The sequence below is a fragment of the Jiella sp. M17.18 genome, assembly GCF_041027365.1.
Lineage (GTDB): Bacteria > Pseudomonadota > Alphaproteobacteria > Rhizobiales > Rhizobiaceae > VKMB-3413.
Genome location: NZ_JBFTEH010000005.1, coordinates 249,183 through 274,773, shown reverse-complemented (window position 1 = coordinate 274,773; position 25,591 = coordinate 249,183). Strand labels below are relative to the sequence as shown.

The window sequence follows — 25,591 nt, the reverse complement described above, 5'->3', positions numbered from 1 at the left end:
GCCAATCTAGACCCGGACCCGGCCCCGGCGCATCACCGACGACAGGATGGTGAGATGGGAAGAACCTATTTCGGCACGGACGGCATCCGCGGGACGGCCAACCGTCACCCGATGACGGCGGAAGTTGCGATGAAGGTCGGCATGGCAGCCGGCATCGCCTTCCAGCGCGGCAGCTATCGCCATCGCGTGGTGATCGGCAAGGACACGCGCCGGTCCGGCTACATGATCGAGAACGCCATGGTCGCCGGCTTCACCGCCGCCGGCATGGACGTCTTCCTGCTCGGCCCCATGCCGACGCCCGCGGTGGCTATGCTGACCCGGTCGCTGCGGGCCGACATCGGGGTGATGATCTCGGCCTCCCACAACCCATTCGAGGACAACGGCATCAAGCTGTTCGGCCCGGACGGCTACAAGCTGTCCGACGAGATCGAGGCGCGGATCGAGGCGTTGATCGACGAAGACCTCTCGGCGCGCATGCAGGTCGGCGCGGGGATCGGGCGGGCCAAGCGCGTCGACGGCGACATCTACCGCTACATCGAATTCGCCAAGCGCACGCTGCCGCGCGAACTCTCGCTCGAGGGCTTCCGCGTGGCGATCGACTGCGCCAACGGCGCCGCCTACAAGGTTGCGCCGGAGGTCCTCTGGGAGCTGGGCGCCGAGGTGGTGAAGATCGGCGTCGAGCCGGACGGCGTCAACATCAACCGCAATTGCGGCTCGACCGCCCCCGCAGCGCTGTCCGCCAAGGTGAAGGAGGTCCGGGCCGACATCGGGATCGCCCTCGACGGCGATGCGGACCGGGTGGTGATCGTTGACGAGCATGGCGTGATCGTCGACGGCGACCAGCTGATGGCGGTGATCGCCGAGAGCTGGGCCGAGGACGGGCGACTCGCGGCCGGCGGCATCGTCGCGACGATCATGTCCAATCTCGGCCTCGAACGCTTTCTGGAGGCGCGCAAGCTGCAGCTCGCCCGCACCAAGGTCGGTGACCGCTACGTCGTCGAGCACATGCGCGAGCATGGCTACAATGTCGGCGGCGAGCAGTCCGGCCACATCGTCCTGTCGGATTTCGGCACGACGGGCGACGGCCTGATCTCGGCGCTGCAGATCCTCGCCGTGGTGCGCCGCAAGAGCGGCACGGTGTCGGAGGTCTGCAAGCGCTTCGATCCGGTCCCGCAGGTCCTCAAGAACGTCCGTTTCTCCGGCGGCGAGCCTCTGGAGCGCGACCGCGTGCAGGGCGCGATCGCGGCCGGCCGCGACCGGCTCGGCAATAGCGGACGGCTGGTGATCCGCCCGTCGGGCACCGAGCCGCTGATCCGGGTGATGGCGGAAGGCGACGACGCCGGGCTCGTCAACGCCGTCGTCGACGACATCGTCGGAGCACTTCGCGAGGCGGCTGCTTGAATATCAAGCGGTAAGCGTAAGATCAGATTCGCATAAACCACTCGTTAACCATCTCCGTTTACCGTGTTCCTTAGGGTTAACGGTCACAGCCAATTCCGGCGGCCGCTGAGAACCGGGGATGGGGATATGAAGACGAGGTTTTTGACGGCCCTTGCCGCGATCGGCATGGTGGCGTCGCTGGGCGGCATGGCGCATGCCGCCGACATCATCGAACAGCCGCCCGTATATGTGCCGCCGGCGCCGCCGGTGTCCACGTCCGGCTGGTACCTGCGCGGCGACGTCGGCTACAATTTCAAGAGCAACTCCGAGGGCAGTTGGAAGTTCTGGAACCAGTATGAACCGCCTTACCGCGGCGTCGACGACACCTATCAGTATAACAGCATAAAGCTGGGCGGGTCGGCGAGCTTCGGCGGTGGTCTTGGCTACCGCTTCACCGACAACTTCCGTATGGATGGAACCCTCGACTACTTCCGCCCCGGCGTCAGCGGACAGACGCAGTGCCCGTACCAGATCAGGACGGACGATTCTCATAAAATGTATGATCCCAGCCTGACCTGCTACTACACCGACAAGTCCCGAGCCAACGTCTGGACCGCAATGGCCAACGCCTATGTCGACATCGGTCACTATGGCCGGTTCACACCCTACATCGGGGCCGGCATTGGTGCTGCTCATGTCAGTTATGACGACGTCAGCAGCCAGGAGAACTGCCCCGACTGCCAGGTGCCGAACTACATCCGGTACAGCGGCACTCACCCGGGCGAGAGCAGTTGGCGTTTCGCCACGGCTCTGATGGCGGGAACGAGCGTCGACTTGTCGCAGAACCTCAAGTTCGACGTGGGCTATCGCTATCTGCACATCAACGGTGGCCGCACGGCCGGATATGACGCAGCAGACAGGGACCCGTGTACGTACGGCGTCTGCGCCAATGGCGCCACCGGTGCGCAGACCCGCGACAACGGCTTCGACATCCACACGATCAAGGCCGGTCTACGCTACGAGTTCGGCGGTGGAACCGGCTTCGGCAAGGCGCCGGCTCCGGTCGTCGGCGCGCCCTATGCGGAGCCGCCGGTCTACAGCGAGCCGCCGATCTACAAGTAAAGCGGGTTCCGGAGCGGACGACACGTCCGCTCCGCATCGCCGGATCAGCCAGAACGCCCCCATTGGCCGCCGCCGGTGGGGGCGTCTTGCTTGAGAGTGCCGCCGGGACCCTTCGAGCACGGCTTCCGACGCCGCCATCCTCACCCGCGCGAGAAGAGGTCCTTCACCTGCGCGCGGGCGAGGCGGACGAGGTTGCGGGAGCGATGCGACGCGCGAAGGCCGCTCACCGCGCGCGTGACCAGCTTCTGGCTGTCGGGCGCCAGGCCGACGACCACGGTCGCCAGTTCCAGCCGGTTCGGCCAGAAGCGGTTCATCACGAAATTGTCCGGCATGGCGCAGGAATCGACGCGGCGGATGGCGGGATCGGCGAGAAGGGCGCGCGTTGCCTCGGCGACCACCTGCTGGCCGGGCGAGGCCTCGGCGAAGGTCTCGTCATAGGCCGTCTTCCAGGCGAAGGCCTCGGCACCGTCGATGAGCACGACGAGGCTCGCCACCACTCGATCGCCGACCCTGAGGCCGAAGATCCGGACGCGGCCGTCCTCGGCGAGCGCGTTGATCGATTCGCGGGCGAAGGCGGCGCGGAAACGGTCGATGACGAGGGCGCTGCGCTCGCGCCCCTTCCAGCCGCTGGCCTCCAGGGACAGGAACTCCTCGAAGGCTTCGCGCACGGCGTCTGCGCTGCGCGCCACCTGGAACGTCACCGGACCGCTCTCCGAGAGCCGCCGCCGCTGGCGGTGCAGTTCCCGCCGCCGTTTGGGCGCGAGGCCCTGGACGAAGGCCGTCTCGACGCCGGCTTCCTTGATGATGGCGGCGCGGCTCGTTTCGTTCACCGTGGCGACCGGCAGGCCCGTCTGGCGGGCGGCCGCCCTCAGGATCGCATGGAAGGCGCCGTCCGTCCGGATCTCCGGCAGGACGAGCACGCGGGGCAGGCCGAGCTCCGGCCTCGCCAGCATGGCGAGAAAGCTTTCGAGCGTGCTCCTCGGATCATCGCCGTCGAGCGGCGGCGTGCCCAGCCGGCCAAACGGATGAGCCCAGGCGCGGATCGTCTCGATGCCGCCGAACCGGCGCGAGGGCTCGCGGGTGAACGGCATCATCAGCCGCAGCCGGCTGCGCGCCGGTCCTTCGTCGCGCATCACCATCAGCTGGACGTGCCGCTCGTCGAGCCGCGGCATCGCCGGCACCAGGAATTTTGGGTCGAAGAAGACGTTGGCCTCGATGGCCCGGCGCGACAGATGCTGCAGCTCGTCGATCAGGGCGAAGGCGTCGGACGGATCGTAGATCGAGAAGCGCCGGGACTGGTCGCCCCGTCCGACCGCCACGTCGACCACCGGTCCGCCGAACTGCGGGGGCTTCGCCGCGGGGAGGGGACGTTTCGGAGTGTGAGGATCGTCCAGCAACGGATCGGCTCGCATCGCTCAACTTTCTGCCTTCGACTTCCGGGCGCTTCGCGCAGACGCGCGAGCATCCGGGAAGAGCTACGGACGAGGTCGACCGTCAGCTTTATCAGCGACAGCTTAAATTTCGGTGGGCGAGCGCAGGCGTTAACGTTTCGTATCAATACGGCTCAACCGGCAAAGCCGCCGGCCGCCAGAAAGGCTTCTTCCGGCTCGGTCGTGGGGCGCGCGAGGATGGCGTTGCGGTGCGGGAAGCGGCCGAAGCGGGCGATGATCTCGCGGTGCTCGTGCGCCGCCTTCACATTGGCCTCGTTGCCGATCTCGTCCATCCAGCCGACGCAGGCCTCCTGGTCCTCAAGGTCCTCCGAATGCATCAGCGGCAGAGCGAGGAACTGGTTGACGTCCTCGCCGACGGTCCGGTGATCGCCGCGGGCGAGCGCCATCTTCGCGAGAGAGAGGGCCTTCCCGTCGGTCGCGAAGGCGAGGGGGCTGCCGCGGAACAGGTTGCGCGGGAACTGGTCGAGCACGAGGATCAGCGCCAGCGTGCCGGTTGCGGTCTCGGCCCAGCCGTCGAGATCGCCGCGCGCCGCCTGCTCGTAGACGTCGCCGAACCGGTGCCGGATCGTCTCGTCAAAGGCCTCGTCCTTGTTGAACCAGCGGTCGGGCCCGGCCTCGCGCCAGAACTCGACGATCGTCTGCGGGTCGACGGCGAATCGCGTCATGAGGGTCTCCGTTGCGGCTTCTGGCGGGGGGCGTTGCCGGCTGATATCGATGCCTCGCCGGCCCCGCCGTGTCAGGTGGGTTCGACGACGGGTTTGGACAGGGCGGACAGGATGGAGATCGATCTCAGGGGCCTGAAGTGCCCGCTGCCGGCGCTCTACACGGAGCGGCGTCTCGCCCGGATGCAGGCGGGCGACGCGCTCGAGGTCCTCGCCGACGATCCGCTGGCGGCGATCGACATCCCGCATGCCTGCCGCAGCCATGGCCACAGGCTTGCCGAGACGACGCGCGAGGGCGAGGCGATCCGCTTCCGCATTGTCGTTGGCGACGCGGCGTCCTGAGCCGACCGGCCGATGTTCGCTCGCGCCGGCCATTCAGCCGGGATAGGGCGGCAGCGTCCGCTTCGGCGCATCGCCGTAGTCGACCCGGGTGAGGTACAGCCCGTCCGGCGGCGCGACCGGGCCGCAGCGCGTGCGGTCCTTTGCCGCCAGCGCGTCGGCGACGTCGTCCGCGCTCCAGCGATGCTCGCCGACGAGCTTCAGCGTCCCGGCGAAGGAGCGGATCTGGTTGTGCAGGAAGGACTGCGCCATGGCGTGGATGTGCACCTCCTCGCCCGGGCCCTTCACCACGTCGAGCCGCTCCAGCGTGCGGATCGGGTTCTTCGCCTGGCAATGGGTGGAGCGGAAGGTGTCGAAGTCGTGCGTGCCGACGAGGCGCTGCGCCGCAAGGTGCATCGCCTCGACGTCGAGCGGCTTCCACACCCACCAGACCTGGCCGGACAGCAGCGCCGGCGGCGCCCGCCGATTGAAGATGCGATAGAGGTAGTGCCGCTTGCGGGCGGAGAAGCGGGCGTCGAAATCGTCCGGCACGCGCTCGGCCTGAAGGATCGTCACCGCCTCCTCGCGCATATGCGCGTTCAAGGCGTCGCGCACCGTGTCGGTGTCCCAGTCGCGCTGAAGGTCGCAATGGGCGACCTGGCCCGTCGCATGCACTCCGGCATCGGTGCGCCCCGCGCCGAACAGGGTGACGGCGTCGCCGGTGAAGCCGGTCAGCGCCGTCTCGATCACCTCCTGCACGGAGAGGCCGTTCGCCTGGCGCTGCCAGCCGCAATAGGGCCTGCCGTGATATTCGACGGTGAGCTTGTATCGGGGCATCAGGCGGCGCCCAGGATCGTTCCCTTCGGAACGGCCGCACCGCGCAGCAGCGTCTCGGAGTCGAGACGCTTGCCGCCGGCGCGCTGCAGTTCGAGGAGCCGCACGGCGCCGGAGCCGCAAGCGACGAGCAGGGCGTCGTCGAGCGCCGTCCCCGGCGCGCCGCTTCCCGGTTCGGCCGTGGCGCGCAGGATCTTCACGCGCTCCGGCTTGCCCGCGAAGGGGATCGTCGTCCAGGCGCCGGGAAATGGCGAGAAGGCGTTGATCTTGCGGGCGAGCGCTTGGGCATCGGTCGCGAAGTCCAGTTCGGCCTCGCCCTTGTCGATCTTTCGCGCATAGACCGGCTCGCGGCCGGTGTGCGCGGCGATGGCGTCCTGCGCCTCGAAGGCCAGCGTCCCGGCCTCGAGCTTTGCCAGCGCCTCGACCATCAGCTCCGCCGACAGCGCCGCCAGGCGGTCGTGGATCTCGCCCGCCGTGTCGGTCGGCCCGATCGGCGTTTCGGCCGTCAGCGCCACGGGGCCGGTGTCGAGCCCGGCCTCCATCCTCATCACCATCATGCCGGTCACCGCGTCGCCGGCTTCGATGGCGCGCTGAATCGGCGCCGCGCCCCGCCAGCGCGGCAGCAGCGAGCCGTGGCCGTTGAGGCAGCCGAGCCGCGGCGCGTCGAGCACCGCCTGCGGCAGCAAGAGCCCGTAGGCGACGACAACCGCGACATCGGCTTCGAGCGCGGCGAAGGCCTCGCGCTCGGCAGCGTCCTTGAAATTCAGCGGCGTGCGCACGGGCAGGCCGAGCCGCTCGGCTTCCGCCTGGACCGGGGAGGGCGTCAGCGACAGGCCGCGGCGCCCGCCCTTTCGCGGTGGCTGCGAATAGACGGCGGCGATCGCGTGGCCGGCGGCGTGAATCGCGCGGAGGGTCGGCACGGAGAAGTCCGGCGTGCCCATGAAGACGACGCGCAGGCTCATCGCGCGCCGCCCTCTACGCCGAGACCCGGCGGGCCTGCTTGGTGAACTTCTTGACCACCATGTCGCGCTTCAGCTTCGAAATGTGGTCGATGAAGAGGACGCCGTTCAGATGGTCGATCTCGTGCTGCAGGCAGGTCGCGAGGATCCCGTCCGCCGTCTCCTCGTGCATCTGTCCGTCGAGGCCGAGATAGCGCACCGTCACCTCGGCCGGACGCTCGACCTCGGCGTAGTAGTCGGGGATCGACAGGCAGCCCTCCTCATAGGTGCTGCGGGCGTCGGAGGTCGACAGGATCTCCGGGTTGAGGAAGACGCGCGGCGCCTTCTCCTCCTCTTCCTTGGAGACGTCGATCACCAGCATGCGCAAGGGCTCGCCGACCTGGATCGCGGCAAGGCCGATGCCCGGCGCGTCGTACATCGTCTCCAGCATGTCGTCGGCGAACGTCCTGACCGCCTGGTCGACGGTCTCGATCGGCTTCGACTGCAGGCGCAGCACGGGGTCGGGGAGGATGATGAGCGGCTTGATCGTCATGGCGCTGAGGTAATGGCTGGCGCGGAACCGGTCAACGGCGGATGCACGCTTCGGCGTGCGCAGCGGCCGGCAGCGCCGCAACGACCACCTTGTTCTTGTTTTGATCTGGTTTCGTTAACCGGCTTGTCCTATGGTCCGCGCCATGGACAGAAGTCTCGCCGCCGCGCTCGATGCGCCGATCGCCACGCTCGCCGGCCTCGCCGTGACGCCGGCGCTCGTCGGCGCCTGCGCGGTGGCGCTGGTCTTCTTCCTGCTCTGGCGCCGGGAGGCCGCACGGTCCAGGGCCGCCGCCGCGGCGCTGGAGGCGAGCGAGGCCGAAAGCGACCGCCTCGACGCTGTCCTGAAGTCGCAGGCCGAGATCACCGGCCGCATGCAGACAATGGCGGAGATCTTCGGCGCGCGGCAGGCGGACCTCACCCGCACGCTCGCCGAGCGATTCGACGGCCTGTCCGCACGCGTCGGCCACTCGATCCTCACGACGACGCAGGAGACCAAGAGTTCGCTGGCGGCGCTGGCCGAGCGCCTTGCCGTCATCGACCGGGCGCAAGGGGAGATCCGCGGGCTCGCCGGCGAGGTCGTGCGGCTGCAGGACATCCTCGCCAACAAGCAGACCCGCGGCGCCTTCGGCGAAGGGCGCATGCAGGCGATCGTCGCCGACGCGCTGCCCATCGGCTCCTTCGAGTTCCAGGCGACGCTGTCGAACGGCAAGCGGCCGGACTGCCTGATCCGCATGCCGAACGGCGCGCCGGCGCTGGCGATCGACGCCAAGTTCCCGCTGGAAGCCTATAGCGCGATACAGGCGGCCGAGAGCGAGGACGCCCGCAGCTTCGCCGCCAGCCGCCTGCGCCGCGACATGGAGGTGCACATCAAGGCGGTGTCGGAGAAGTATCTCGTTCCCGGCGAGACGCAGGACACCGTCTTCCTGTTCGTGCCGTCGGAGGCGATCTTCGCCGAGCTGCACGAGCGTTTCGAGGACATCGTCCAGAAGGCTTACCGGGCGCGTGTCGTCATCGTCTCGCCGTCGCTGCTGCTCCTTTCGATCCAGGTGGTGCAGGCGATCATGAAGGATGCGCGCATGCGGGCCGAGGCCGGCCGCATCCAGACCGAGGTGCGGCTACTGGCTGAGGACCTTGCGCGGCTCGACGCGCGGGTCGCCGCGCTCAAGACCCACTTCGGCCAGACCGGCCGTGACATCGACCAGATCCTGGTCTCGACCGACAAGCTGGTGCGGCGCGGCGAGCGGATCGCGGCGGTGGACCTTGGGGAAGGCGGCGGTCCCGAGACGGCTGTCGCCGGCCATAGGACCGGCGCCTGACGGCCGCCGTTAAGCATCACCCGCTTGTGTACTTGCGCGGGCGCCGCGAAACGCCGACATAACCGTTCAGGCAAAATCTTGAAAAAAGGTAAAGGACGCGTGGATCGAATCGGATTTTGCCGCGTTGCTTGTCGGACCAGTTCTGGAACAGGGGGATGAGATGCGGCGCGCGGCGCGGGGAATGGCGATAGCGATCGCACTGGCGGTGACGCCGGTGGCGCTTTCGACTGTGGCGGCCAAGGCCTCAGATCTTTCCGACGCCTACAACCATCAGACCGATCTCGCCTTCCGCAAGGGCCTGCAGATCCGGCTCGCCTGGACCGGCGACTATGCCGGCCCGTTCACCGGGACGATCGACGCGCCTTCGCTCCGCGCCATCCGCGACTTCGAGGCGCGTCACGACCTGACGCCGGACGGCGTCATCGACGAGTCGATGCTGCGGCTGCTGATCTCGCTGTCCGACAAGGCACAGGCGCCGCTCGGGCTGAAGCTCGTCGACGACGCGGCGACGGGCGTGCGCATGGCGATGCCGCTGTCCCTGGTTCACGATCTCGGGCCGACGGAAGTCGGTACCCTCTGGGGCTCGGCGGACGACGCGCTCGAAGTCGAGAGCATCCGGATCGCCAACGGCCAGACGCTGCGGGGGCTGTTCGACGTCCTCAGCCAGCCGAGCGCCGATCGCACCGTGCTCTCGTCCGAATTCGCCGATAGCTGGTTCACCGTCTCCGGCAAGGAATCCGGCCGCTCCTATTTCATGCGCTTCGCGGCGCGGGGCACGGACCTTCGGGGCTTCTCGGTCTCCTATGAGAGCCGGCTCGACGGGGAGGTCTCGCCTTACGTCCGCGTTGCCTCGAACCTGTTCGAGCCGTTCGCGGCGGAGCCGCACGGCCCGCTCGTCGCCTCGAACGAGCCGCGGACGCTGTCGTCCATGCTGACGCGCAAGCGCAAGGCGGTGCCGGCCGATGCGCGCTATGCCATGGCCTCCGTCGATCCGCAGCGGCCCAACCTCTTCGAGATCCCGCAGGCGCGCGAGCCGCAGGCCGAGCCCGCCTCTGTGGCGGCGGACGTCAAAGCGCCGCAGTTCGAGATGGCCGGGAGCGGCTTCGTCGTCTCCTCCGATGGCTGGCTCCTCACCAACGCGCATGTCGTGAAGGCCTGCAAGACGGTGAAGGTCGGCGCCGGGACCGTGGCGAGCGAGGTGCGCATCGATTCCACCGACGATCTCGCGCTGATCAAGGTCGACGAGAAGCTCGGCAAGCCGCTGGCGATCTCCGCCTCGAAGCCGCGCCTCGGCGAGGATATCCTGGCGCTCGGCTACCCCCTGCGCTCGATCCTGGCGGATTCGCTGAACGTCACCCGCGGCAACGTCTCCTCGCTGCTCGGCCTGATGAACGATCCGCGCTACCTGCAGATCTCGGCGCCGGTGCAGCCGGGCAATTCGGGCGGGCCGCTGGTCGATTTCGCCGGCCGTGTCGTCGGCGTCGTGACCGCCAAGCTGAACGCCGTCGCGGTGGCCGATGCGACCGGCGACATCCCGCAGTCGATCAACTTCGCCATCCGGCCGGACACGGTGACGCGCTTCCTGCACGCCAACCACATCGCCTTCCGGACGGCCGATGCGAAGGCTCCGCTCGAGAGCGTGCCGGATGCGACGGCCAAGGTGAAGGACTCCGTCCTCCCGGTCGTGTGCTACGACCACTGACCGACCGCGCGGGGCTGCACGGCCCCGCCGATAAAGGGCGGACGTCTCACCCCATCATACGAGACAAGAGGAGCTTTCTCAGGCGCTCCTTCTTTCAGCGCGCCTTTTGCGGGTCGTCGGCGGATGCCACCGCCGTCGATTCCCCGGCCTGCCGCGCCGCGTAGTCCTGATCGAAGGCGTCGAAGGCGCGATCCATGGCGCCGGTCTTGGAGCCGAGCCAGGGGAAGTGACCGTAGCGGAACGACAGCTGCTTGTCGGCATCGACAGCGGGATCGCCGTCCACCGCGAGTTCGTAGATCGCCGAGGCGAGACCCGCCCGGTCGGCGCCGGCCTTGCAGTGGACCAGAATCGGCTTGGGCGCGTTCTTCAGGATGAAGGCGAGCTGGCGCATCGTCTCCGGCGTCGGCTGACGATCGGCCGAGAGATGAAAGCTGACGAAATCGGCGCCGTGCTTTTCTGCGACGGCCCGTTCCGCCTTCCACCATGCGTCGCCGTTGCCGCCGCGCAGGTTGACGATCGTGCGGATGCCCTTTTCCGCCATCAGCCGGTCCAGCCGCTCCGTCGGCAGGGTCGCCGACCGATAGAGCTCGCCGGGCTCCACCACATGGATGTTGCCGACGAGGTGCAGATAGCCGGAATAGCCGCCCAGCGTTCCGGCGGCCAGAAGGACCAGGGTGACGACAGATATCGCAGTCCAACGCAGCAAGCGCATCGGGGGCTCCTCGGTTCAACAGGCCATCGGCATTCGGCATGAGCGCCGCGAGATCGGCGACACGCATGGACCACCCGTTCGATCGCCGTCTCCAGCGACGGTTGCCCGGCAGGTGCCGCGTTCTGCGCTGGCGGGAAATCCGGCGATGGCCTCCGGTGGTTCTAGACGGTTGCGGAACCCGTTGGAAGTGGCGCCGTTGCCACGACAGCGCAGAGAGCCGACTCCCGCAGGTTCCCCAACAGGATGAATGACATGGCCGATTCCGATACCGATCCGAAGATGATGCGGGCGCAGCAGGACAGGGACACGCCCGAGCACATCGCGCGCGACGAGACGGCGCCGCGCCGAGAGGCGGGCGACACCGACGCTGCCAGTGCGGCCGATCGCGAACGCGCCCTTGCCGGCGGCACCGCGAACTCCGTCGACCAGATGGACGCGATCCTCGGCGCGAACCGCGCAGGCCACGGGGCGCAGGCGACCGCCGCGGACGAGGCCGAGGCGGAGGGCGAAGCGTCCGGAAAAGCCGGTCTCGTACGCTCCGGACGATCGCGACTGGAGGATTGATTCCGGGAGGCTTTGGATCGGCATCCTATTCCGGACCGGCATCGGGTTACGTGTCGGTGGGGTACGGGATGGTCGATTCGAGCAGCGGAGGATCGACCGCGTTATCTTCGCGTGAGGCATGCACCGGGCAGCGTCCTGTCTCCGAGAAGCCGGCTCGGCGGTATCGCTGGGAAAGGGGCCACTCTCGGCGGGAGCATGGCGGAAATCGTCCGCTGTTTGGCTGCGCTTCGTCTTTCCGCCGGCTTGTGCCGATGATCGACTGCGTCCATCGTCAAGTCCGATGGAGTGCAGAAAATGTCCGCCCCCGATACCGCCCTTCTGGTGATCGATGTCCAGGAGAGCTTCCGCCACCGGCCCTACTGGCAGGAAGGGTCCGTCGACCGCTTCCAGGCTGCGCTGAACCGGCTGATTGCCGGGGCGGCCGCAGACGCGGTTCCGCTCGTCCAGGTCTTTCATGTCGAGGAAAGCGGCCCGTTCTCCGAGGCCTCCGGCCACGTGCGCACCCTGCAGGGCGTCGACCTCGCGCCCGATGCGGTCTTCACCAAGCGCCGGCACAGCGCGCTCGTCGGCAGCGGGCTCGATGTCTGGCTGGTGCGGAACGGCATCCGCCGGGTCCTTGTGTCGGGGATCCGCACCGAGCAGTGCTGCGAGACCACGACGCGGCATCTCTCCGACCTCGGCTATGATGTCGGCTTCGTCTCCGAGGCGACGCTGACCTTCGACATGACCGCCGCCGACGGCCGGCTCTATACCGCCGACGAAATCCGCCGGCGCACCGAACTGGTCCTCGCCGGACGCTTCGCGCGGATCGTCACCGTCGACGAGGCGCTCGCCGGCCGAGCCGCCTTGGCCGCCTGAGGACGCAACATGCCCGAGACAGTGCGGCCGGTGCTGATCGTCGTCCCGCCCCGGCCGCTGCTGCTCGACATCGCCGGCCCGGCGGAAGTTCTGCGCCGGGCCAACATGGCTGAGCGCCGCCCATTCTTCGCGCTCGGCTATGTTTCGCCGCTGCCGGTGGTGACGACCTCCGTCGGCCTGCCGATCGGACCGCTGCAACCGCTGCCGGAGGCGCTTGCCCCCGATGCGATCGTCCTCGTCGTCGGCGCCGCGGACGCCGTGATGGGGATGCCGTCGTCGGCCGAGGACGATGCGGTGCGGGACGGTGCCCATGCCGCCATCGTCGGCTGGTTGCGCCGGATCGTCGCTCCCCACGTCGCCGACAATCCCGAGACGCGGGTCGTCTCGATCTGCTCCGGCGCCCTGCTGCTCGGCGAGGCCGGGCTTTTGCACCGACGCCGCTGCACCACGCATTTCGCCATGCTCGACAAGCTGTCGCGCAAGGCGCCGACGGCGACGGTGCTGGCCGATCGCCTGTTCGTCGCGGACGGTCCCGTCTGGACCAGCGCCGGCGTCACCGCCGGCATCGACCTCGCCCTGCAACTGGTCGCGGAGCTCTGCGGTCCGGCGGTCGCCAGCGACGCGGCGAAGCATCTCGTCGTCTATCTGCGGCGTTCGGGCGGCGACCCGCAGCTTTCGCCCTGGCTGCGCGGGCGCAATCACCTGCATCCGGGGATCCACCGTGTGCAGGATGCGGTCGCCGCCGAGCCCGGCCGCCCCTGGACGGCAGCCGAACTCGCCGCCATCGCTGCGGCGAGCGAGCGCCATCTCTCGCGGCTGTTCCGCCAGAATGTCGGCAGCAGCGTCCCGGACTATCTCAACGGCCTGCGCACGGCGCTGGCGGCCGAACTTCTGGCCAGTTCGCGGCTGGGGCTCGAAGCGATCGCCGAGCGCTGCGGCTTCGGCTCCGCGCGCCAGCTGCGGCGGGTCTTCGCAAGGCACCAGGCCATGAGCCCCAGCGCGCACCGCCTGGCGCACCGGGAGGCGAAGGCGGTCGATGAAGCCGGGGAGTCCGGCGGTCAGCGGATCTTGCGCAGGAAGCCGGCGAGATCGCCGGTGACGTAGTCGACGTGGTCGCCGTCGCGGCCTTCGTGCTCCCAGACGTCGCCGAACGTGTCCTCGAAATTCTCCGGCACGATCAGCACCGTGCGCATGCCGAGGCGCTTCGGCACTTCGAGATTGCGGGCGAGATCCTCGAACATCGCCGCATGCGCCGCGTCGATCCGATGCAGGCCCATGAACTTGTCATAGGTTTCGGCGGCGGGCTTCGGGACGAGGTCCGCGGCGACGAGGTCGAAGATGTCCTCGAAATGGTCGAGGACGCCGAGCTGGCGGGCGGCCCGCTCGGCATGCCGGCGATCGCCGTTGGTGAAGATGAACTTGCGCCCCGGCAGCGCCTCGATCTCCGCGCCGAGGGCCGGGTCGGGCTCGATCCAGGAATAGTCGATGTCGTGGACGAACTGCAGGAAGGCGTCCGGGTCGACGCGGTGTTCCTGCATCAGCCCGCGCAGCGTGGTGCCATAGCGCCGATAGAAGTCCTTCTGTTTCGCCCGCGCCTCGTCCCGGGGGAGGGACAGGAGGTCGGCGACGAAGGCCGTCATCCGCTCGTCGATCTGGGAAAACAGGTTGGATCGGCGCGGATAGAGCGTGTTGTCGAGATCGAAGACCCAGTCGCGGACATGGGCGAAGTCCGCCGGTGTCGCGTCTTCGGTCTGGCGGATGGCGGTCTGCGAAGGCATGGCGTCCAATCTGCGGGTTCGATCGGCGCGGTGGCCGGGAACCGAAGATGATAGAGCCGGAAGCTTGAGGCAAGGCGAACGGCAGGATGCGAAGGCGGAATGGCCCGTTCAGCCCTGCACCATCCTGTCGGCCTGCCCGCGGTGCCTTCGCCGGGTCCTCACCGCACGATCAACGTGCCGGCGCCGTGCTCGGTCAGGAGTTCGAGCAGCACCGCGTGGCGGGTCTTGCCGCTGAGGATGACGACGCCCTCGACGCCGCGCTCGATCGCCTCGATGCAGGTCTCGACCTTCGGGATCATGCCGCCGGAGATCGTGCCGTCGCGGATGAGGTGCTTCGCCTCCGAGACCGACAGCTCCTTGATCAGCTGGCCGGACTTGTCGAGGACGCCGGGCACGTCGGTGAGGAAGAGCAGGCGGGAGGCTTCGAGGGCCCCGGCGATCGCGCCGGCGAAGGTGTCGGCGTTGATGTTATAGGTGGCGCCGTCGCGGCCGGGCGCGACCGGGGCGATCACCGGGATCATCTCGGAGCGCGCAAGGAGGTCGAGCAGCGTGCGGTCCACCTCGACCGGCTCGCCGACGAAGCCGAGGTCGAGCACGCGTTCGATGTTGGAGTCCGGGTCGAGGACGGTCTTGCGGGCCTTCTCGGCGAAGACCATGTTGCCGTCCTTGCCGCACAGGCCGATCGCCCACTCGCCCTCCGCATTGATGAGCGCGACGATCTCCTTGTTGATCGAACCGGCGAGGACCATCTCGACGATCTTCACCGTTTCGGCGTCGGTGACGCGCAGGCCGCCTTCGAAGCGCGACTCGATGCCCATCTGCGAGAGCATCCGGCCGATCTGCGGGCCGCCGCCATGGACGACGATCGGGTTGACGCCCGACTGCTTCAGGAGCGCGATGTCGCGGGCGAAGGCCTGGCCGAGCGAGGCGTCGCCCATGGCGTGACCGCCGTATTTCACCACGACCGTCTTGTTCTCGTAGGCCTGCATGAAGGGCAGGGCCTCGGCGAGGAGGGCGGCCTGGGTCTCGCCCTTGTCGTTCGGCGTTGCGGCACTCATCGTCGTTCTCCCTCGGCGCCCGGGCGCAATCGGTCTGCGCGCGCGCTTCTAGCGGGAAAACGGGGCGAGCGGAACCGGTTCAGGCGGCTTCGTCGCGACGCATCGGCCGGATAAGGATGTCCGCGGAGATGCCCAGCTGTTCATGAAGTCGCCGGATCATCTCGATCGACAAGGCGATCTTGCGATCAAGTACCGCGGTCACTCTTGCCTCATCTCCGATGATCGGCTCCAGATCCTTTCGCAGAAGGCCCTGCTGCTCCATGCGGAAGACGATCGCATCGACCGGATCCGGCGGGTCCATCGGGAAGGTTGAAGTCTCGTAGGCTTCGATGAGTGTCGCAAGGACGTCCAGGCGGTCGCCCTCGGTCGTTCCGCCGGGGGCCCCCCATAGAGCTTCGATCTCAGCCAGTGCGGCTTCGTAATCGGCCTCCGTGCGGATCGGCCTGATTTCATCTGCCATGCTCGACATCCCTGACGCTGATCCGGTCGTAGGCCGCGTGCGTCCCGATCCATTTGATCCAGACGATCGCCTTCTCGAAGTCTATCGCTACGACCAGCCGATGAGAATTGCCCTTGATATTGAACACGATCCTGTCGGCACTGACGATGCTTGCCGTGGCGTATGAGGCTTTCACGTCTGCGCTGCTTCGCCAGGCGGCGCGCCTTGCTTCGTCGAACCACGCATCGAGCGAAGCCTTGACCGCGGCCTGATCGCGGTGCCCCGCAAGGCTCTCGATGTAGTCTCGCAACGTCTTCCGAGCGATGATCCTCATCGGCGCTTCGGCTGACGCTGACGTGAGATCAGCGGGAACGGGAGGTCGGCCCTCACCCCGCCACTGCCCGCTGCACGTCCTCGATCGCGCCGGCGTCGTCGATCGTCGCCGGCGTTTCGAACGGCGTGTCGTCGACGATCGCCTTAATCGTGCGGCGCAGGATCTTGCCCGAGCGGGTCTTCGGGAGGCGGTCGACGACGATCACCCGCCGGAAGGCCGCGACGGGGCCGATCCGCTCGCGCACGATCTCGATCAGTTCGCGCTCGATCGTCGCGCGGTCGAGGCCCGCGTCCTTCTTCAGCACCACGAGACCGCACGGGATCTCGCCCTTGATCTCGTCCCGCATCCCGATGACGGCGCATTCGGCGACGGCCGGATGACCGCCGACGGCCTCCTCCATCTCCCCGGTCGACAGGCGATGGCCGGCGACGTTGATGACGTCGTCGGTGCGACCCATCACGTAGAGATAGCCCTCGTCGTCGATGAAGCCGGCGTCGGCCGTGGCGTAGTAGCCGGGATAGTCGGAGAGATAGCTCTGCCGGAACCGGTCGTCGGCGTTCCACAGCGTCGGCAGGGCGCCGGGCGGCAGCGGCAGCTTCACGCCGATCGCGCCCATTTCGCCGCGCGGCACTTCCTGCCCCATCGCGTCGAGGATGCGGATGTCGAAGCCGGGCATCGCGACGGCCGGACTGCCGCGTTTCACCGGCAGCAAGCCGAGACCCATCGGATTGGCGGCCATCGGCCAGCCGGATTCGGTCTGCCACCAGTGGTCGATGACCGGCCGGTCGAGGGCCTTTTCCGCCCAGACGATCGTCTCCGGATCGGCCCGCTCGCCCGCGAGGTACAGCGCGGCGAAGCGCGACAGGTCGTAATTCCTCGTCAGGGCGCCGTCCGGATCCTCCTTACGGATACCGCGGATTGCCGTCGGCGCGGTGAACAGTACCTTCACGCCATGCTCGGCGATCACCCGCCAATAGGCGCCCGCATCCGGCGTGCCGATCGGCTTGCCCTCGTAGAGGATCGACGTGCAGCCTTTCAGGAGCGGTCCGTAGACGATGTAGCAGTGGCCGACCACCCAGCCGACATCGGATGCCGCCCAGAACACCTCGCCGGCCCTGGTGCCGAAGATCGCCTCCATCGACCAGAACAGGGCGACCATGTGCCCGCCATTGTCGCGCACGACACCCTTCGGCTTGCCCGTCGTCCCCGAGGTGTAGAGGACGTAGAGCGGGTCCGTCGCCTTCACCGGCACGCAGGGCATGTCCCGGCCGCCGTCGATCTCCGCCAGGGCTTTCTCGCGCAGCACCGCCCAGTCGTGGTCGCGACGTTCGACCAGCTGGCACGGCTTTTGCGGCCGCTGCAGGACGATCGTCGCCTGCGGCTTGTGTGCCGAAAGTTCGATCGCCTTGTCGAGCAGCGGCTTGTAGTCGACGATCCGGGCCGGCTCGATGCCGCAGGAGGCCGACAGGATCAGCTTCGGCGTCGCGTCGTCGATGCGGGTGGCGAGCTCGCGAGCCGCGAATCCGCCGAAGACGACCGAATGGATGGCGCCGAGCCGGGCACAGGCGAGCATCGCGACCATGGTCTCCGGCACCATCGGCATGTAGATGATTACCCGGTCGCCCTTGGTGACGCCGAGGTCGGAGAGCGAGGCCGCCAGCGCCGTCACCTCGCGGAGCAGGTCCTTGTAGGTGAGCGTCCGCTTGACGCCGGTCACGGGCGAATCGTGGACGATCGCTGCATGATCGCCCCGCCCGGCCGCGACATGGCGGTCGAGCGCGTTGAAGCAGGTGTTGCAGGTCGCGTCCGGGAACCAGCGGCCGTAGACGCCGGCGTCGGGATCGAAGGCGCGCACCGGCTTCTCCACCCAGTCGATCGCGTCGGCGGCCTCCAGCCAGAAGCCCTCCGGATCCTCGCCCCAGGCGTTGTAGACCTCGTGATAGCGGCTCGCCATCCTCTTCCTCCCACGGTTCGGCGGCCTTTCGGCCGCGCCGCCCCGGCTCCCGACGGGGCTCCTCCCGGGCCCAGTCTATCGCGTCGACCGTTCGGCCGGAATGCTGCTTTCGGCCCGCATCTCGGCGACGCGCGCCGGACGTTCCCCTGCGGCAGTGGCCAGTTGACTCATTGGGTTGCTTATGGCGGAACTACAACCTGAGAGGCAGATCAGGTTGTGATGCGTGGGGGTGCATGACGACGATGGCCGGGACCGTGAACAGCGCCCTCTCGATCCTGTCTCTCGTCTGCGTGCCGCTACTGCCGGTCTCGCCGTCACCCGCCTTGGCCGGCGCCTGGACGCTGTCGGCCGGTCGCGGGCAGGCAATCGTCACCGGCCTCTACTCCGGCGCCACCGCCGCCTTCGACGAACGCGGCGGCAGCGTTGATCATCCGGATTTCGCCAAGGGGACGGTCAGCGGCCGCGTCGAATACGGTCTCACCGACCGCGTGACGATCCTCGGCTCCGGCGAGATCGGCAGCGAGCGGGACGGTGATCTTCCGTTCGCCCGCCCGGCGATGTCGGAGGCGGCGATCGGCGCGCGCGTGCGCATGTACGATCGCGACGGCTTTGTCGCATCGGCTCAGTTGTCGGGCCTCGTGGAGCCGAGCGGCGACGGCCGTCACCTCGACTGGTCGCAGCCGACGCTCGAGCCGCGCCTCCTCGCCGGCTACGGCTTCCAGATCGGCGGCATGCCCGCTTTCGTCGACGCCGAGGCCGGCTATCGCTACCGGACCGGAACCGCTCCCGACGAAATCCGGATCGATCTCACCGTCGGTCTTCGGCCCTGGCCGGACGTGCTGATCCTCGCGCAATCCTTCTCGACGATCTCGGCCGGTGGCGGCACGGCCGGCCGCTACGACTACCACAAGGCGGAGGGCTCGGTGGTCTACGACGTTTCCAAGCGCTGGTCGCTCCAGGCCGGCGTCTTCGCGACCGTCGCCGGAACCAATGCCCTGAAGGAGCGGGGACTGGTCACGGCGCTGTGGTACCGGTTCTGAGGGAGGAGCGGGTCGGCGGAGGCGAGACCGTACGACCAAGCTTGCCGCGGGAGTCCCAAGCCAGTCGAGCTTGGGCGACGCACGCGTTTTGAGTTGCGCACCTCATCCGATCGCGATTAGCCTTCCGCCATGCAGCAGACCTCGCATCCCACGCTGATCGATGTCGCGCGCCTCGCCGGCGTCTCGCGCGCCACCGTCGACCGCGTCGTCAACCGCCGTCCGAACGTCCGGGCCGAGACCGTGGCGCGCGTGCGCGCGGCGATGGAGGCTTTGCGCTATCGGCCGGACCCGCTGGCGGCGGGGCTTGCACGCCGCGAACGATACCGTTTCTGCTTTCTCCTGCCGGCCGGGGCCAACGCCTTCATGGCGGAACTCGCAGGCGGGATCGACGCCATGGCCGACTGGCTCGCCCGCAGCCGCGCCTCGATCGACTGCCGCACCGTCGACGTCTTCGATCCTCGCGCGCTCGCCGCGGCGATCGACGCGCTGGAGCGCAGCTATGCCGGCGTGGCGGTTGTCGCGCTCGACGATCCGCTGGTTCTGGCCGCGATCGACCGCCTGGTCGCCGACGGCGTCCCGGTCGTCACGCTGGTTTCGGACGTGCCGGCCTCGCGGCGATCGCACTTCGTCGGCGTCGACAATTCCGCCGCCGGGCGCACGGCGGCCCGGCTCGTCGGCCGGTTCCTCGGCGGGCGGACCGGCAGCGTCGGCATCCTCGTCGGCTCGCTGTCGCTGCGCGATCACATGGAGCGCTGCTTCGGCTTCTCGCAGCTTCTCGGTCGTGACTTTCCCGGCCTGACGATCCTGCCCGTCGCCGAGATGCGCGACGACCCGGCGCTCGCAGCCGCCGCCGTCCGCCGGCTCGCTGCCGAACGGGAGGACCTTTCGGCGCTCTATAACGCCGGTGCCGGCAACGAGGGGGTCGCCGAGGCGCTCCGGGCTGCGGATCCGACGGGCCGCCTCGTCTTCGTCGGTCACGAGTTGACGCCGGCCTCGCGCGCCGAACTCCTGGCCGGCCGCTTCGATGCCGTGATCGCCCAGAATCCCGGCCACGAACTGCGCTCCGCCGCCCGCCTGCTTCTTGCCGATGCGACGGGCGATGCCGTCATCGCCGAGCAGGAACGCATTCGGATCGACATCTTCATCCGGGAGAACCTGCCCTGAGCGCCTTCTGCGAATTCTGAGGCACGTACTTCAAAACGCCGCCACAGCGTGCCATGATCGCGTTCGAAATCCGCTTCGTGCCCGCGTCGGCGACCGCCGCGTCACACGCGGCCGCCGTTGCCATTTTCAATCCGGGCTGCGCGCCCGTCAGCGAAAGCATCGACATGCCGAACACGTCATTCTTCGACCGCAAGACGCCGGTCGCCTTCGAAGGCCCCGACAGCCGTGATCCGCTCGCCTATCGCTTCTACGACAAGGACCGGGAGGTGATGGGCAAGCGGATGGAGGACCATCTGCGCTTCGCCGTCTGCTACTGGCACTCCTTCACCTGGCCGGGCGGCGACCCGTTCGGCGGCGAGACCTTCAACCGGCCCTGGATGCACGGCGACGATGCGCTCGCTCTGGCGAAGCAGAAGGCCGATGTCGCCTTCGAGATGTTCCGTCTGCTCGACGTGCCGTTCTTCACCTTCCATGACGTCGACGTCGCGCCGGAAGGCGCCTCGCTGCAGGAATCGAACGACAACCTGAAGGCCATCACCGACATCTTCGCCGAGAAGATGCAGAGCGCCAAGGTGAGGCTCCTCTGGGGCACGGCGAACCTCTTCTCCAACCGCCGCTACATGGCGGGCGCTGCGACCAATCCGGACCCCGACGTCTTCGCCTATGCGGTCGGCCAGGTGAAGGCGGCGCTCGATGCGACGCACCGGCTCGGCGGCGCGAACTACGTCTGCTGGGGCGGGCGCGAGGGCTACGAAACGCTGCTCAACACCAACATGGCGCGCGAGCTCGACCAGCTCGGCCGCTTCCTGTCGATGCTCGTCGACTACAAGCACAAGATCGGCTTTGCGGGCCCGATCCTGATCGAGCCGAAGCCGAAGGAGCCGACCAAGCACCAGTACGACTTCGACGCGGCGACCGTCGTCGGCTTCCTGCGCAAGTACGACCTCACCGCCGACGTGAAGCTGAACCTCGAACAGAACCACGCCATCCTCGCCGGCCATTCCTTCGAGCACGAGGTGAAGGTCGCCTATGCAAACGGTCTCTTCGGCTCGCTCGACATCAACCGCGGCGACGACCTTCTCGGCTGGGACACCGACCAGTTCGCGATGGACGTGAAGGAGATCGCGCTGGTCTTCCACGAGATGCTGCAGCACGGCGGCTTCACCACGGGCGGGCTGAACTTCGACGCCAAGATCCGCCGCCAGTCGATCGATCCGGACGACCTGCTGATCGCCCATGTCGCATCGATGGACGCCTGCGCCCGCGGACTTCTCGCGGCGGAAGCCATGCTGAAAGACGAGGCGCTGACCAAGCCGCTGGCCGATCGCTATGCCGGCTGGGAGAGCGCCGAGAGCAAGGCGATCATGGCCGGCGAGCGGACGCTCGAACAGGTCGCGGAGCGGGCGCTCGGCCTGAACCCGCAGCCGCGCTCGGGCCGCCAGGAATATCTGGAAGGCGTCGTAAACCGTTACGTGTGATTGTGGCTTGATATGGAGGTGCTGCGGTGTGTATGTCTACACATGGATAGCCGCAGCATCCTCGACCGGCTTCTGAAGGATGGCTGGATCGAGATCCGGCAGCGCGGCAGTTCTCTGCAGCTCCGACACCCGACGAAGCCGGGCCTCGTGACGCTGCCACATCCTCGGCGCGACGTTCCGGTCGGTGCGTTGCGCAGCATCGACAAACAGGCGGGCCTCAAGCTCAGGCGGGAATCGTGACGGATTACGTCGCATTGATCCACAAGGACGCCGACAGTGACTTCGGCGTGTCGTTTCCTGATCTGCCAGGATGCGTCACGGCGGGACGCGATCTGGACGAAGCAAGAGCCATGGCCGAAGAGGCGCTTGCGTTCCATGTGGAGGGCCTTCTGCAGGAGGGCCAGACGCTTCCGCGTCCCTCCAGCCTGCAATCCGTCATGGCAGACCGAGAGAACCGTGACGGCGTGGCCATCCTCGTCCCGGCGAAGCCTCCCGCCACGCGCATCGTCCGCGTCAATGTCACGCTTCCCGCCGCCGATCTCGAGGCCATCGACGCCTATGCCCGGGCCCACGGCATGACCCGCTCCGGCTTCCTGGCCGCGGCGGCTCGACAGAAACTTCGGGAATCAGCCTGAAAGGCACCCTTCGCCCATGACGACATATCTCGGTCTCGACCTCGGCACCTCGTCGCTGAAGGCGCTTCTGATCGACGAGGCGCAGCGGCCGATCGCCTCGGCGACGGCACCTTTGTCCGTCGAGCGTCCCGCCTTCGGCTGGTCGGAGCAGAACCCGCAGAGCTGGATCATCGCCTGCGAGGAGGCGCTCGCCAAGCTCCACGCCGGCCATCGCGAGGCGCTGGCCGCGGTTGCCGGCATCGGGCTTTCCGGCCACATGCACGGCGCGACTCTCATCGGCGAGATGGGCGAGGTGCTGCGCCCCTGCATCCTGTGGAACGACACGCGCAGCCACGCCGAGGCGCGCGAACTCGACGACGCGGAATCGCGCGAGATCACCGGCAATATCGTCTTCCCCGGCTTTACCGCGCCCAAGCTCCTCTGGGTCGAGCGGCACGAGCCGGAGATCTTCGCCAAGGTGCACAAGGTCCTGCTGCCGAAGGACTATCTGAGGCTCTGGCTGACCGGCGAATGCGTCTCGGAAATGTCGGACGCCGCAGGCACGTCGTGGCTCGACACCGGCAAGCGCGCCTGGTCGGAGCGCATGCTGGAAAAGACGCATCTGACGCTCTCGCACATGCCGAGCCTCGTCGAGGGGACCGAGGTCTCGGGCTGTCTGCGGGGGGATCTTGCGGCCAAGTTCGGCATGAAGGCGGGAACGCCGGTCGCCGGCGGTGGCGGCGACAACGCGGCGTCCGCCTGTGGTGTCGGCGTCGCCGAACCCGGCACCGGCTTCCTCTCGCTCGGCACGTCCGGCGTGCTCTTCACCGCGGTCGCGGGCTACGACCCGGTGCCGGAGACCGCTCTCCACACCTTCTGCCATGCGATTCCGGGCCTCTGGCACCAGATGGGCGTCACGCTTTCGGCAGCAGGCTCGATCGAATGGCTGTCGAAGCTCCTGAAGGAGGAGCCCGCCGCGCTCACCGGCGCGCTCGGCGAGACGCTCGCCGAGCCCGGTCGGCTGATGTTCCTGCCTTATCTCTCCGGCGAGCGCACGCCGCACAACGACGCCGACATCCGGGGTGTCTTCGCCGGGCTGGAAGCCGACACGGGCCGCGAGGCGATGACCCGAGCCGTGCTGGAGGGCGTTGCCTTTTCCATGCGCGACTGCCTGGAGGCGGCGGGGGAGGGGGCACGGCCGAACCGGCTGATTGCCGTCGGCGCCGGCTCCCGCTCGGCCTACTGGCTGAGCCTGATGGCAACGGTGCTGGAAACCGAGATCGTGCTGCCGGAGGCCGGTGATTTCGGCGCGGCCTTCGGCGCCGCCCGTCTTGGGCTGGTGGCGGCGACCGAAGCCGATCCGAAGAGCGTGATGACGGCGCCGCCGGTCGCCCGCAGCTTCTCGCCGGTGGCGGACAAGGTGGACGCTTATCGCGGCGCCTACCGGCGCTATCGCGCACTGTACCCGGCGGTGAAGGCGGCGATGGCCGGCTAGAAGCGTCTCCTGCGGCGCCTGGACGTCAGGCGCCGCCGAGCCGGCAGGCCGGCGTCCGGCTCAGTTGAACTGCTCGTCGGGATAGACGCCCCAGATGTCCTGCTGGCGGACATAGCCGGCGCGGCCGGAGACGGTGACCTCGCACCAGGCCGACGCGCATTCGTCGACCTTCGAGACGACCCCCGGCTCCATGCGCGCCACCAGCGGCGCGTCGACCGCCGGGCTCTGATGCACGTCGATCATCGTCGCCTTGCCCTTCAGCCAGGGGGCGGCGATGGCGGTACGATCGCCCGACAGGAGCGAGTGGTAGACCCAGCCTTCCGAGCCCTCGGAATCGCGGATGCGCCGCCACAACTCGTATTCCTGGATCACCTCCACCGGCAGGCCCGGCTTCAGGTAGAGCCAGGTGACGGGATAGTCGCGGCCCGGCCCGATGCGGGCGTTCACACGGGCCGATTTCAGGCTGACATAGCGCGGCAGCGGCAGCTTGGAGACCGGCCCCAATTCCACCGCCGACGCCTTCGGCATCGTCGACAGCGACATGGTGACGGGGATCACCACCAGAGCAAGGGTGGCGGCGACGCGGCGCAGGAGAGGACCGGATCTCATGGGCGACGAACTCCAGGCAGACTGTTGAGACTTGCGGCCGGGCTGTCTCCCGGCGGACACGGGAGCCGTCCGACCGTGCTTGGCGCCGGGGAAAGGCTTTGTTTTCGCCTCCCCTGCTTGTTAGGACTTGGCCGGCTCCTGATCCGCATGATCGGCGGTTTGGGTTAACAACGTCTTGAATCTCAGGAGGAGCGCGGCCGATGACGATGCGCGAGAAGCCGCTCGTGATCCTGACGCGGAAGCTCCCGGAGCCGGTGGAGAGCCGCATGCGCGAGCTCTTCGAGACGCGGATCAACGCCACCGACCGGCCGATGAGCCAGTCCGACCTCGTCGCCGCAGTCCGCGAGGCGGATGTCCTCGTGCCGACCGTTACCGACCGCATCGACCGGGCGGTGATCGAGCAGGCCGGGCCGCGGCTGAAGCTGATCGCCAATTACGGCAACGGCGTCGACAACATCGACGTCGAGGCGGCGCTGTCGAAGAGCCTCTTCGTCACCAACACGCCGAACGTCCTCAACGAGGACACCGCCGACATGACCATGGCGCTGATCCTCGCCGTGCCGCGGCGCCTCGTCGAGGGCGGGACGCGGCTCGTCGGCGGCGGGCGTTGGCCCGGCTGGTCGCCGACCTGGATGCTCGGCCGCAGGATCTGGGGCAAGAAGCTCGGCATTCTCGGCATGGGCCGCATCGGGACGGCCGTCGCCCGCCGGGCGAAGGCCTTCGGCCTGGAGATCCACTACCACAACCGCCGCCGCGTCAGCCCGAAGACCGAGGCCGAACTCGGCGCCACCTATTGGGAGAGCCTCGACCAGATGCTCGCCCGCATGGACATCATCTCGGTCAACTGCCCCTCGACGCCGGCGACCTTCCATCTCCTCTCGGCCCGCCGGCTGGCGCTGGTCCAGCCGCACGCCTTCGTGGTCAACACCGCGCGCGGCGAGGTGATCGACGAGAAGGCGCTGATCGCGGCGCTCGAGGAGGAGCGGATCGCGGGTGCCGGCCTCGACGTCTTCGAGGAGGAGCCGACGATCGACCGCAAGCTCTTGCGGCTCGCCGAGGAAAATCGGGTCGTCCTCCTGCCGCATATGGGCTCGGCGACGATCGAGGGCCGCATCGAGATGGGCGAGAAGGTCATCATCAACATCCGCACGCTGATGGACGGCCACCGGCCGCCGGACCGGATCCTGCCCGGCACGCTCTGAGGCGTTCTGCCCGGCCG

At 68.2% G+C, this 25,591-nt stretch carries 28 protein-coding genes; 15 read left to right on the top strand and 13 right to left on the bottom strand.

What is annotated here, in order from left to right; all coding sequences use genetic code 11:
- Positions 1 to 54: 54 nt before the first annotated feature.
- Positions 55 to 1,401, top strand: a complete 1,347-nt coding sequence (gene glmM / locus AB5S17_RS12015; RefSeq protein WP_369239581.1) for a phosphoglucosamine mutase — start codon at positions 55 to 57, stop codon at positions 1,399 to 1,401.
- Positions 1,402 to 1,527: 126 nt separating this feature from the next.
- The gene (locus tag AB5S17_RS12010; RefSeq protein ID WP_369239579.1) at positions 1,528 to 2,502 is read left to right on the top strand and encodes an outer membrane protein; all 975 of its coding nucleotides are present in this window, start codon (positions 1,528 to 1,530) and stop codon (positions 2,500 to 2,502) included.
- A 140-nt stretch (positions 2,503 to 2,642) separates the two neighbouring features.
- Here the strand turns inward: AB5S17_RS12010 and AB5S17_RS12005 are convergent, their stop codons facing one another.
- The gene (locus AB5S17_RS12005; RefSeq protein ID WP_369239577.1) at positions 2,643 to 3,830 is read right to left on the bottom strand and encodes a GNAT family N-acetyltransferase; all 1,188 of its coding nucleotides are present in this window, start codon (positions 3,828 to 3,830) and stop codon (positions 2,643 to 2,645) included.
- A 236-nt stretch (positions 3,831 to 4,066) separates the two neighbouring features.
- A complete protein-coding gene (locus tag AB5S17_RS12000) occupies positions 4,067 to 4,618 on the bottom strand; it encodes a DUF924 family protein (protein ID WP_369239575.1) in 552 nt (183 codons plus the stop codon).
- 111 nt (positions 4,619 to 4,729) lie between these two features.
- On the opposite strand from AB5S17_RS12000, the gene AB5S17_RS11995 reads away from it, so the two are divergent.
- Positions 4,730 to 4,957, top strand: coding sequence for a sulfurtransferase TusA family protein (locus AB5S17_RS11995; protein ID WP_369239573.1), 228 nt, complete (start codon positions 4,730 to 4,732; stop codon positions 4,955 to 4,957).
- A gap of 33 nt (positions 4,958 to 4,990) precedes the next feature.
- On the opposite strand, the gene truA is transcribed toward AB5S17_RS11995, so the two are convergent.
- The 3 genes from truA to def are packed head-to-tail and all read right to left on the bottom strand — an operon-like array spanning position 4,991 to position 7,258.
- Positions 4,991 to 5,770 (bottom strand): tRNA pseudouridine(38-40) synthase TruA, encoded by a 780-nt coding sequence (truA, locus tag AB5S17_RS11990; RefSeq protein WP_369239571.1) that lies wholly within the window; start codon positions 5,768 to 5,770, stop codon positions 4,991 to 4,993.
- Positions 5,770 to 6,729: a methionyl-tRNA formyltransferase gene (gene fmt / locus AB5S17_RS11985; RefSeq protein WP_369239569.1), complete on the bottom strand. Its 960-nt coding sequence runs from the start codon at positions 6,727 to 6,729 to the stop codon at positions 5,770 to 5,772. Before fmt ends, truA begins: the two co-directional genes overlap by 1 nt.
- Positions 6,730 to 6,742: 13 nt before the next feature.
- Entirely contained in the window at positions 6,743 to 7,258 is a 516-nt protein-coding gene (gene def / locus AB5S17_RS11980) for a peptide deformylase (RefSeq protein ID WP_369239742.1), read from the bottom strand.
- A 142-nt stretch (positions 7,259 to 7,400) separates the two neighbouring features.
- On the opposite strand from def, the gene AB5S17_RS11975 reads away from it, so the two are divergent.
- Both AB5S17_RS11975 and AB5S17_RS11970 read left to right on the top strand, forming a co-directional pair.
- Complete coding sequence (locus AB5S17_RS11975; RefSeq protein WP_369239567.1) at positions 7,401 to 8,573, top strand: DNA recombination protein RmuC; 1,173 nt, start codon at positions 7,401 to 7,403, stop codon at positions 8,571 to 8,573.
- Positions 8,574 to 8,754: 181 nt separating this feature from the next.
- Positions 8,755 to 10,275 carry a trypsin-like peptidase domain-containing protein gene (locus AB5S17_RS11970; protein ID WP_369239565.1) on the top strand — a complete coding sequence of 507 codons (1,521 nt, stop codon included), beginning with the start codon at positions 8,755 to 8,757 and terminating at the stop codon, positions 10,273 to 10,275.
- A gap of 94 nt (positions 10,276 to 10,369) precedes the next feature.
- On the opposite strand, the gene AB5S17_RS11965 is transcribed toward AB5S17_RS11970, so the two are convergent.
- Positions 10,370 to 10,987: a tyrosine-protein phosphatase gene (locus tag AB5S17_RS11965; protein ID WP_369239564.1), complete on the bottom strand. Its 618-nt coding sequence runs from the start codon at positions 10,985 to 10,987 to the stop codon at positions 10,370 to 10,372.
- A 252-nt stretch (positions 10,988 to 11,239) separates the two neighbouring features.
- Here AB5S17_RS11965 and AB5S17_RS11960 point away from each other — a divergent pair, with 252 nt between their 5' ends.
- The 3 genes from AB5S17_RS11960 to AB5S17_RS11950 all read left to right on the top strand — a co-directional run bounded on the left by AB5S17_RS11960 (position 11,240) and on the right by AB5S17_RS11950 (position 13,513).
- Positions 11,240 to 11,551, top strand: a complete 312-nt coding sequence (locus AB5S17_RS11960) for a hypothetical protein (protein WP_369239562.1) — start codon at positions 11,240 to 11,242, stop codon at positions 11,549 to 11,551.
- 294 nt (positions 11,552 to 11,845) lie between these two features.
- The gene (locus AB5S17_RS11955) at positions 11,846 to 12,409 is read left to right on the top strand and encodes an isochorismatase family protein (RefSeq protein ID WP_369239560.1); all 564 of its coding nucleotides are present in this window, start codon (positions 11,846 to 11,848) and stop codon (positions 12,407 to 12,409) included.
- Between the two features lie 9 nt (positions 12,410 to 12,418).
- Complete coding sequence (locus tag AB5S17_RS11950) at positions 12,419 to 13,513, top strand: GlxA family transcriptional regulator (protein WP_369239558.1); 1,095 nt, start codon at positions 12,419 to 12,421, stop codon at positions 13,511 to 13,513.
- On the opposite strand, the gene AB5S17_RS11945 is transcribed toward AB5S17_RS11950, so the two are convergent.
- The 5 genes from AB5S17_RS11945 to AB5S17_RS11925 all read right to left on the bottom strand — a co-directional run bounded on the left by AB5S17_RS11945 (position 13,468) and on the right by AB5S17_RS11925 (position 17,972).
- A complete protein-coding gene (locus AB5S17_RS11945) occupies positions 13,468 to 14,187 on the bottom strand; it encodes a pyrimidine 5'-nucleotidase (RefSeq protein ID WP_369239556.1) in 720 nt (239 codons plus the stop codon). The two genes, AB5S17_RS11950 and AB5S17_RS11945, sit on opposite strands and share 46 nt — an antisense overlap.
- A gap of 158 nt (positions 14,188 to 14,345) precedes the next feature.
- Positions 14,346 to 15,245: an acetylglutamate kinase gene (gene argB, locus AB5S17_RS11940; protein ID WP_369239554.1), complete on the bottom strand. Its 900-nt coding sequence runs from the start codon at positions 15,243 to 15,245 to the stop codon at positions 14,346 to 14,348.
- A gap of 79 nt (positions 15,246 to 15,324) precedes the next feature.
- Complete coding sequence (locus AB5S17_RS11935; RefSeq protein ID WP_369239552.1) at positions 15,325 to 15,705, bottom strand: type II toxin-antitoxin system HigA family antitoxin; 381 nt, start codon at positions 15,703 to 15,705, stop codon at positions 15,325 to 15,327.
- A complete protein-coding gene (locus AB5S17_RS11930; protein WP_369239550.1) occupies positions 15,695 to 16,018 on the bottom strand; it encodes a type II toxin-antitoxin system HigB family toxin in 324 nt (107 codons plus the stop codon). The genes AB5S17_RS11935 and AB5S17_RS11930 overlap by 11 nt, the downstream gene beginning before the upstream one ends.
- 52 nt (positions 16,019 to 16,070) lie before the next feature.
- Positions 16,071 to 17,972 (bottom strand): propionyl-CoA synthetase, encoded by a 1,902-nt coding sequence (locus tag AB5S17_RS11925; protein WP_369239548.1) that lies wholly within the window; start codon positions 17,970 to 17,972, stop codon positions 16,071 to 16,073.
- A 233-nt stretch (positions 17,973 to 18,205) separates the two neighbouring features.
- On the opposite strand from AB5S17_RS11925, the gene AB5S17_RS11920 reads away from it, so the two are divergent.
- Together AB5S17_RS11920 and AB5S17_RS11915 are read left to right on the top strand one after the other, a co-directional pair.
- A complete protein-coding gene (locus AB5S17_RS11920) occupies positions 18,206 to 19,012 on the top strand; it encodes a hypothetical protein (RefSeq protein ID WP_369239546.1) in 807 nt (268 codons plus the stop codon).
- Positions 19,013 to 19,141: 129 nt separating this feature from the next.
- Positions 19,142 to 20,176: a LacI family DNA-binding transcriptional regulator gene (locus tag AB5S17_RS11915; protein ID WP_369239544.1), complete on the top strand. Its 1,035-nt coding sequence runs from the start codon at positions 19,142 to 19,144 to the stop codon at positions 20,174 to 20,176.
- Here AB5S17_RS11915 and AB5S17_RS11910 read toward each other — a convergent pair.
- Positions 20,154 to 20,351, bottom strand: coding sequence for a hypothetical protein (locus AB5S17_RS11910; protein ID WP_369239542.1), 198 nt, complete (start codon positions 20,349 to 20,351; stop codon positions 20,154 to 20,156). The two genes, AB5S17_RS11915 and AB5S17_RS11910, sit on opposite strands and share 23 nt — an antisense overlap.
- Between AB5S17_RS11910 and xylA the strand changes: the two genes are divergently transcribed.
- Genes xylA through xylB form a run of 4 tightly spaced genes read left to right on the top strand, consistent with a single transcriptional unit; the run spans position 20,341 to position 23,763 of the window.
- The gene (gene xylA, locus AB5S17_RS11905; RefSeq protein WP_369239540.1) at positions 20,341 to 21,654 is read left to right on the top strand and encodes a xylose isomerase; all 1,314 of its coding nucleotides are present in this window, start codon (positions 20,341 to 20,343) and stop codon (positions 21,652 to 21,654) included. The two genes, AB5S17_RS11910 and xylA, sit on opposite strands and share 11 nt — an antisense overlap.
- Positions 21,655 to 21,696: 42 nt before the next feature.
- Positions 21,697 to 21,894 carry a type II toxin-antitoxin system HicA family toxin gene (locus AB5S17_RS11900; protein ID WP_369239538.1) on the top strand — a complete coding sequence of 66 codons (198 nt, stop codon included), beginning with the start codon at positions 21,697 to 21,699 and terminating at the stop codon, positions 21,892 to 21,894.
- Complete coding sequence (locus AB5S17_RS11895) at positions 21,891 to 22,289, top strand: type II toxin-antitoxin system HicB family antitoxin (protein WP_369239536.1); 399 nt, start codon at positions 21,891 to 21,893, stop codon at positions 22,287 to 22,289. Before AB5S17_RS11900 ends, AB5S17_RS11895 begins: the two co-directional genes overlap by 4 nt.
- Positions 22,290 to 22,305: 16 nt before the next feature.
- On the top strand, positions 22,306 to 23,763 hold the full coding sequence (gene xylB, locus AB5S17_RS11890) for a xylulokinase (protein ID WP_369239534.1): 1,458 nt from the start codon (positions 22,306 to 22,308) through the stop codon (positions 23,761 to 23,763).
- 60 nt (positions 23,764 to 23,823) lie between these two features.
- Here the strand turns inward: xylB and AB5S17_RS11885 are convergent, their stop codons facing one another.
- Positions 23,824 to 24,372: an SH3 domain-containing protein gene (locus tag AB5S17_RS11885; protein ID WP_369239532.1), complete on the bottom strand. Its 549-nt coding sequence runs from the start codon at positions 24,370 to 24,372 to the stop codon at positions 23,824 to 23,826.
- 200 nt (positions 24,373 to 24,572) lie between these two features.
- On the opposite strand from AB5S17_RS11885, the gene AB5S17_RS11880 reads away from it, so the two are divergent.
- Positions 24,573 to 25,574 (top strand): 2-hydroxyacid dehydrogenase, encoded by a 1,002-nt coding sequence (locus AB5S17_RS11880; protein ID WP_369239530.1) that lies wholly within the window; start codon positions 24,573 to 24,575, stop codon positions 25,572 to 25,574.
- The last annotated feature ends 17 nt before the right edge of the window (positions 25,575 to 25,591 follow it).

Coding starts and splice junctions, on each gene's coding strand:
- glmM (WP_369239581.1), top strand. CDS start 55: ATGGGAAGAACCTATTTCGGCACGGACGGCATCCGCGGGACGGCCAAC.
- AB5S17_RS12010 (WP_369239579.1), top strand. CDS start 1,528: ATGAAGACGAGGTTTTTGACGGCCCTTGCCGCGATCGGCATGGTGGCG.
- AB5S17_RS12000 (WP_369239575.1), bottom strand. CDS start 4,618: ATGACGCGATTCGCCGTCGACCCGCAGACGATCGTCGAGTTCTGGCGC.
- AB5S17_RS11995 (WP_369239573.1), top strand. CDS start 4,730: ATGGAGATCGATCTCAGGGGCCTGAAGTGCCCGCTGCCGGCGCTCTAC.
- truA (WP_369239571.1), bottom strand. CDS start 5,770: ATGCCCCGATACAAGCTCACCGTCGAATATCACGGCAGGCCCTATTGC.
- fmt (WP_369239569.1), bottom strand. CDS start 6,729: ATGAGCCTGCGCGTCGTCTTCATGGGCACGCCGGACTTCTCCGTGCCG.
- def (WP_369239742.1), bottom strand. CDS start 7,258: ATGACGATCAAGCCGCTCATCATCCTCCCCGACCCCGTGCTGCGCCTG.
- AB5S17_RS11975 (WP_369239567.1), top strand. CDS start 7,401: ATGGACAGAAGTCTCGCCGCCGCGCTCGATGCGCCGATCGCCACGCTC.
- AB5S17_RS11970 (WP_369239565.1), top strand. CDS start 8,755: ATGGCGATAGCGATCGCACTGGCGGTGACGCCGGTGGCGCTTTCGACT.
- AB5S17_RS11965 (WP_369239564.1), bottom strand. CDS start 10,987: ATGCGCTTGCTGCGTTGGACTGCGATATCTGTCGTCACCCTGGTCCTT.
- AB5S17_RS11960 (WP_369239562.1), top strand. CDS start 11,240: ATGGCCGATTCCGATACCGATCCGAAGATGATGCGGGCGCAGCAGGAC.
- AB5S17_RS11955 (WP_369239560.1), top strand. CDS start 11,846: ATGTCCGCCCCCGATACCGCCCTTCTGGTGATCGATGTCCAGGAGAGC.
- AB5S17_RS11950 (WP_369239558.1), top strand. CDS start 12,419: ATGCCCGAGACAGTGCGGCCGGTGCTGATCGTCGTCCCGCCCCGGCCG.
- AB5S17_RS11945 (WP_369239556.1), bottom strand. CDS start 14,187: ATGCCTTCGCAGACCGCCATCCGCCAGACCGAAGACGCGACACCGGCG.
- argB (WP_369239554.1), bottom strand. CDS start 15,245: ATGAGTGCCGCAACGCCGAACGACAAGGGCGAGACCCAGGCCGCCCTC.
- AB5S17_RS11935 (WP_369239552.1), bottom strand. CDS start 15,705: ATGGCAGATGAAATCAGGCCGATCCGCACGGAGGCCGATTACGAAGCC.
- AB5S17_RS11930 (WP_369239550.1), bottom strand. CDS start 16,018: ATGAGGATCATCGCTCGGAAGACGTTGCGAGACTACATCGAGAGCCTT.
- AB5S17_RS11925 (WP_369239548.1), bottom strand. CDS start 17,972: ATGGCGAGCCGCTATCACGAGGTCTACAACGCCTGGGGCGAGGATCCG.
- AB5S17_RS11920 (WP_369239546.1), top strand. CDS start 18,206: ATGACGACGATGGCCGGGACCGTGAACAGCGCCCTCTCGATCCTGTCT.
- AB5S17_RS11915 (WP_369239544.1), top strand. CDS start 19,142: ATGCAGCAGACCTCGCATCCCACGCTGATCGATGTCGCGCGCCTCGCC.
- xylA (WP_369239540.1), top strand. CDS start 20,341: ATGCCGAACACGTCATTCTTCGACCGCAAGACGCCGGTCGCCTTCGAA.
- AB5S17_RS11900 (WP_369239538.1), top strand. CDS start 21,697: ATGGATAGCCGCAGCATCCTCGACCGGCTTCTGAAGGATGGCTGGATC.
- xylB (WP_369239534.1), top strand. CDS start 22,306: ATGACGACATATCTCGGTCTCGACCTCGGCACCTCGTCGCTGAAGGCG.
- AB5S17_RS11885 (WP_369239532.1), bottom strand. CDS start 24,372: ATGAGATCCGGTCCTCTCCTGCGCCGCGTCGCCGCCACCCTTGCTCTG.
- AB5S17_RS11880 (WP_369239530.1), top strand. CDS start 24,573: ATGACGATGCGCGAGAAGCCGCTCGTGATCCTGACGCGGAAGCTCCCG.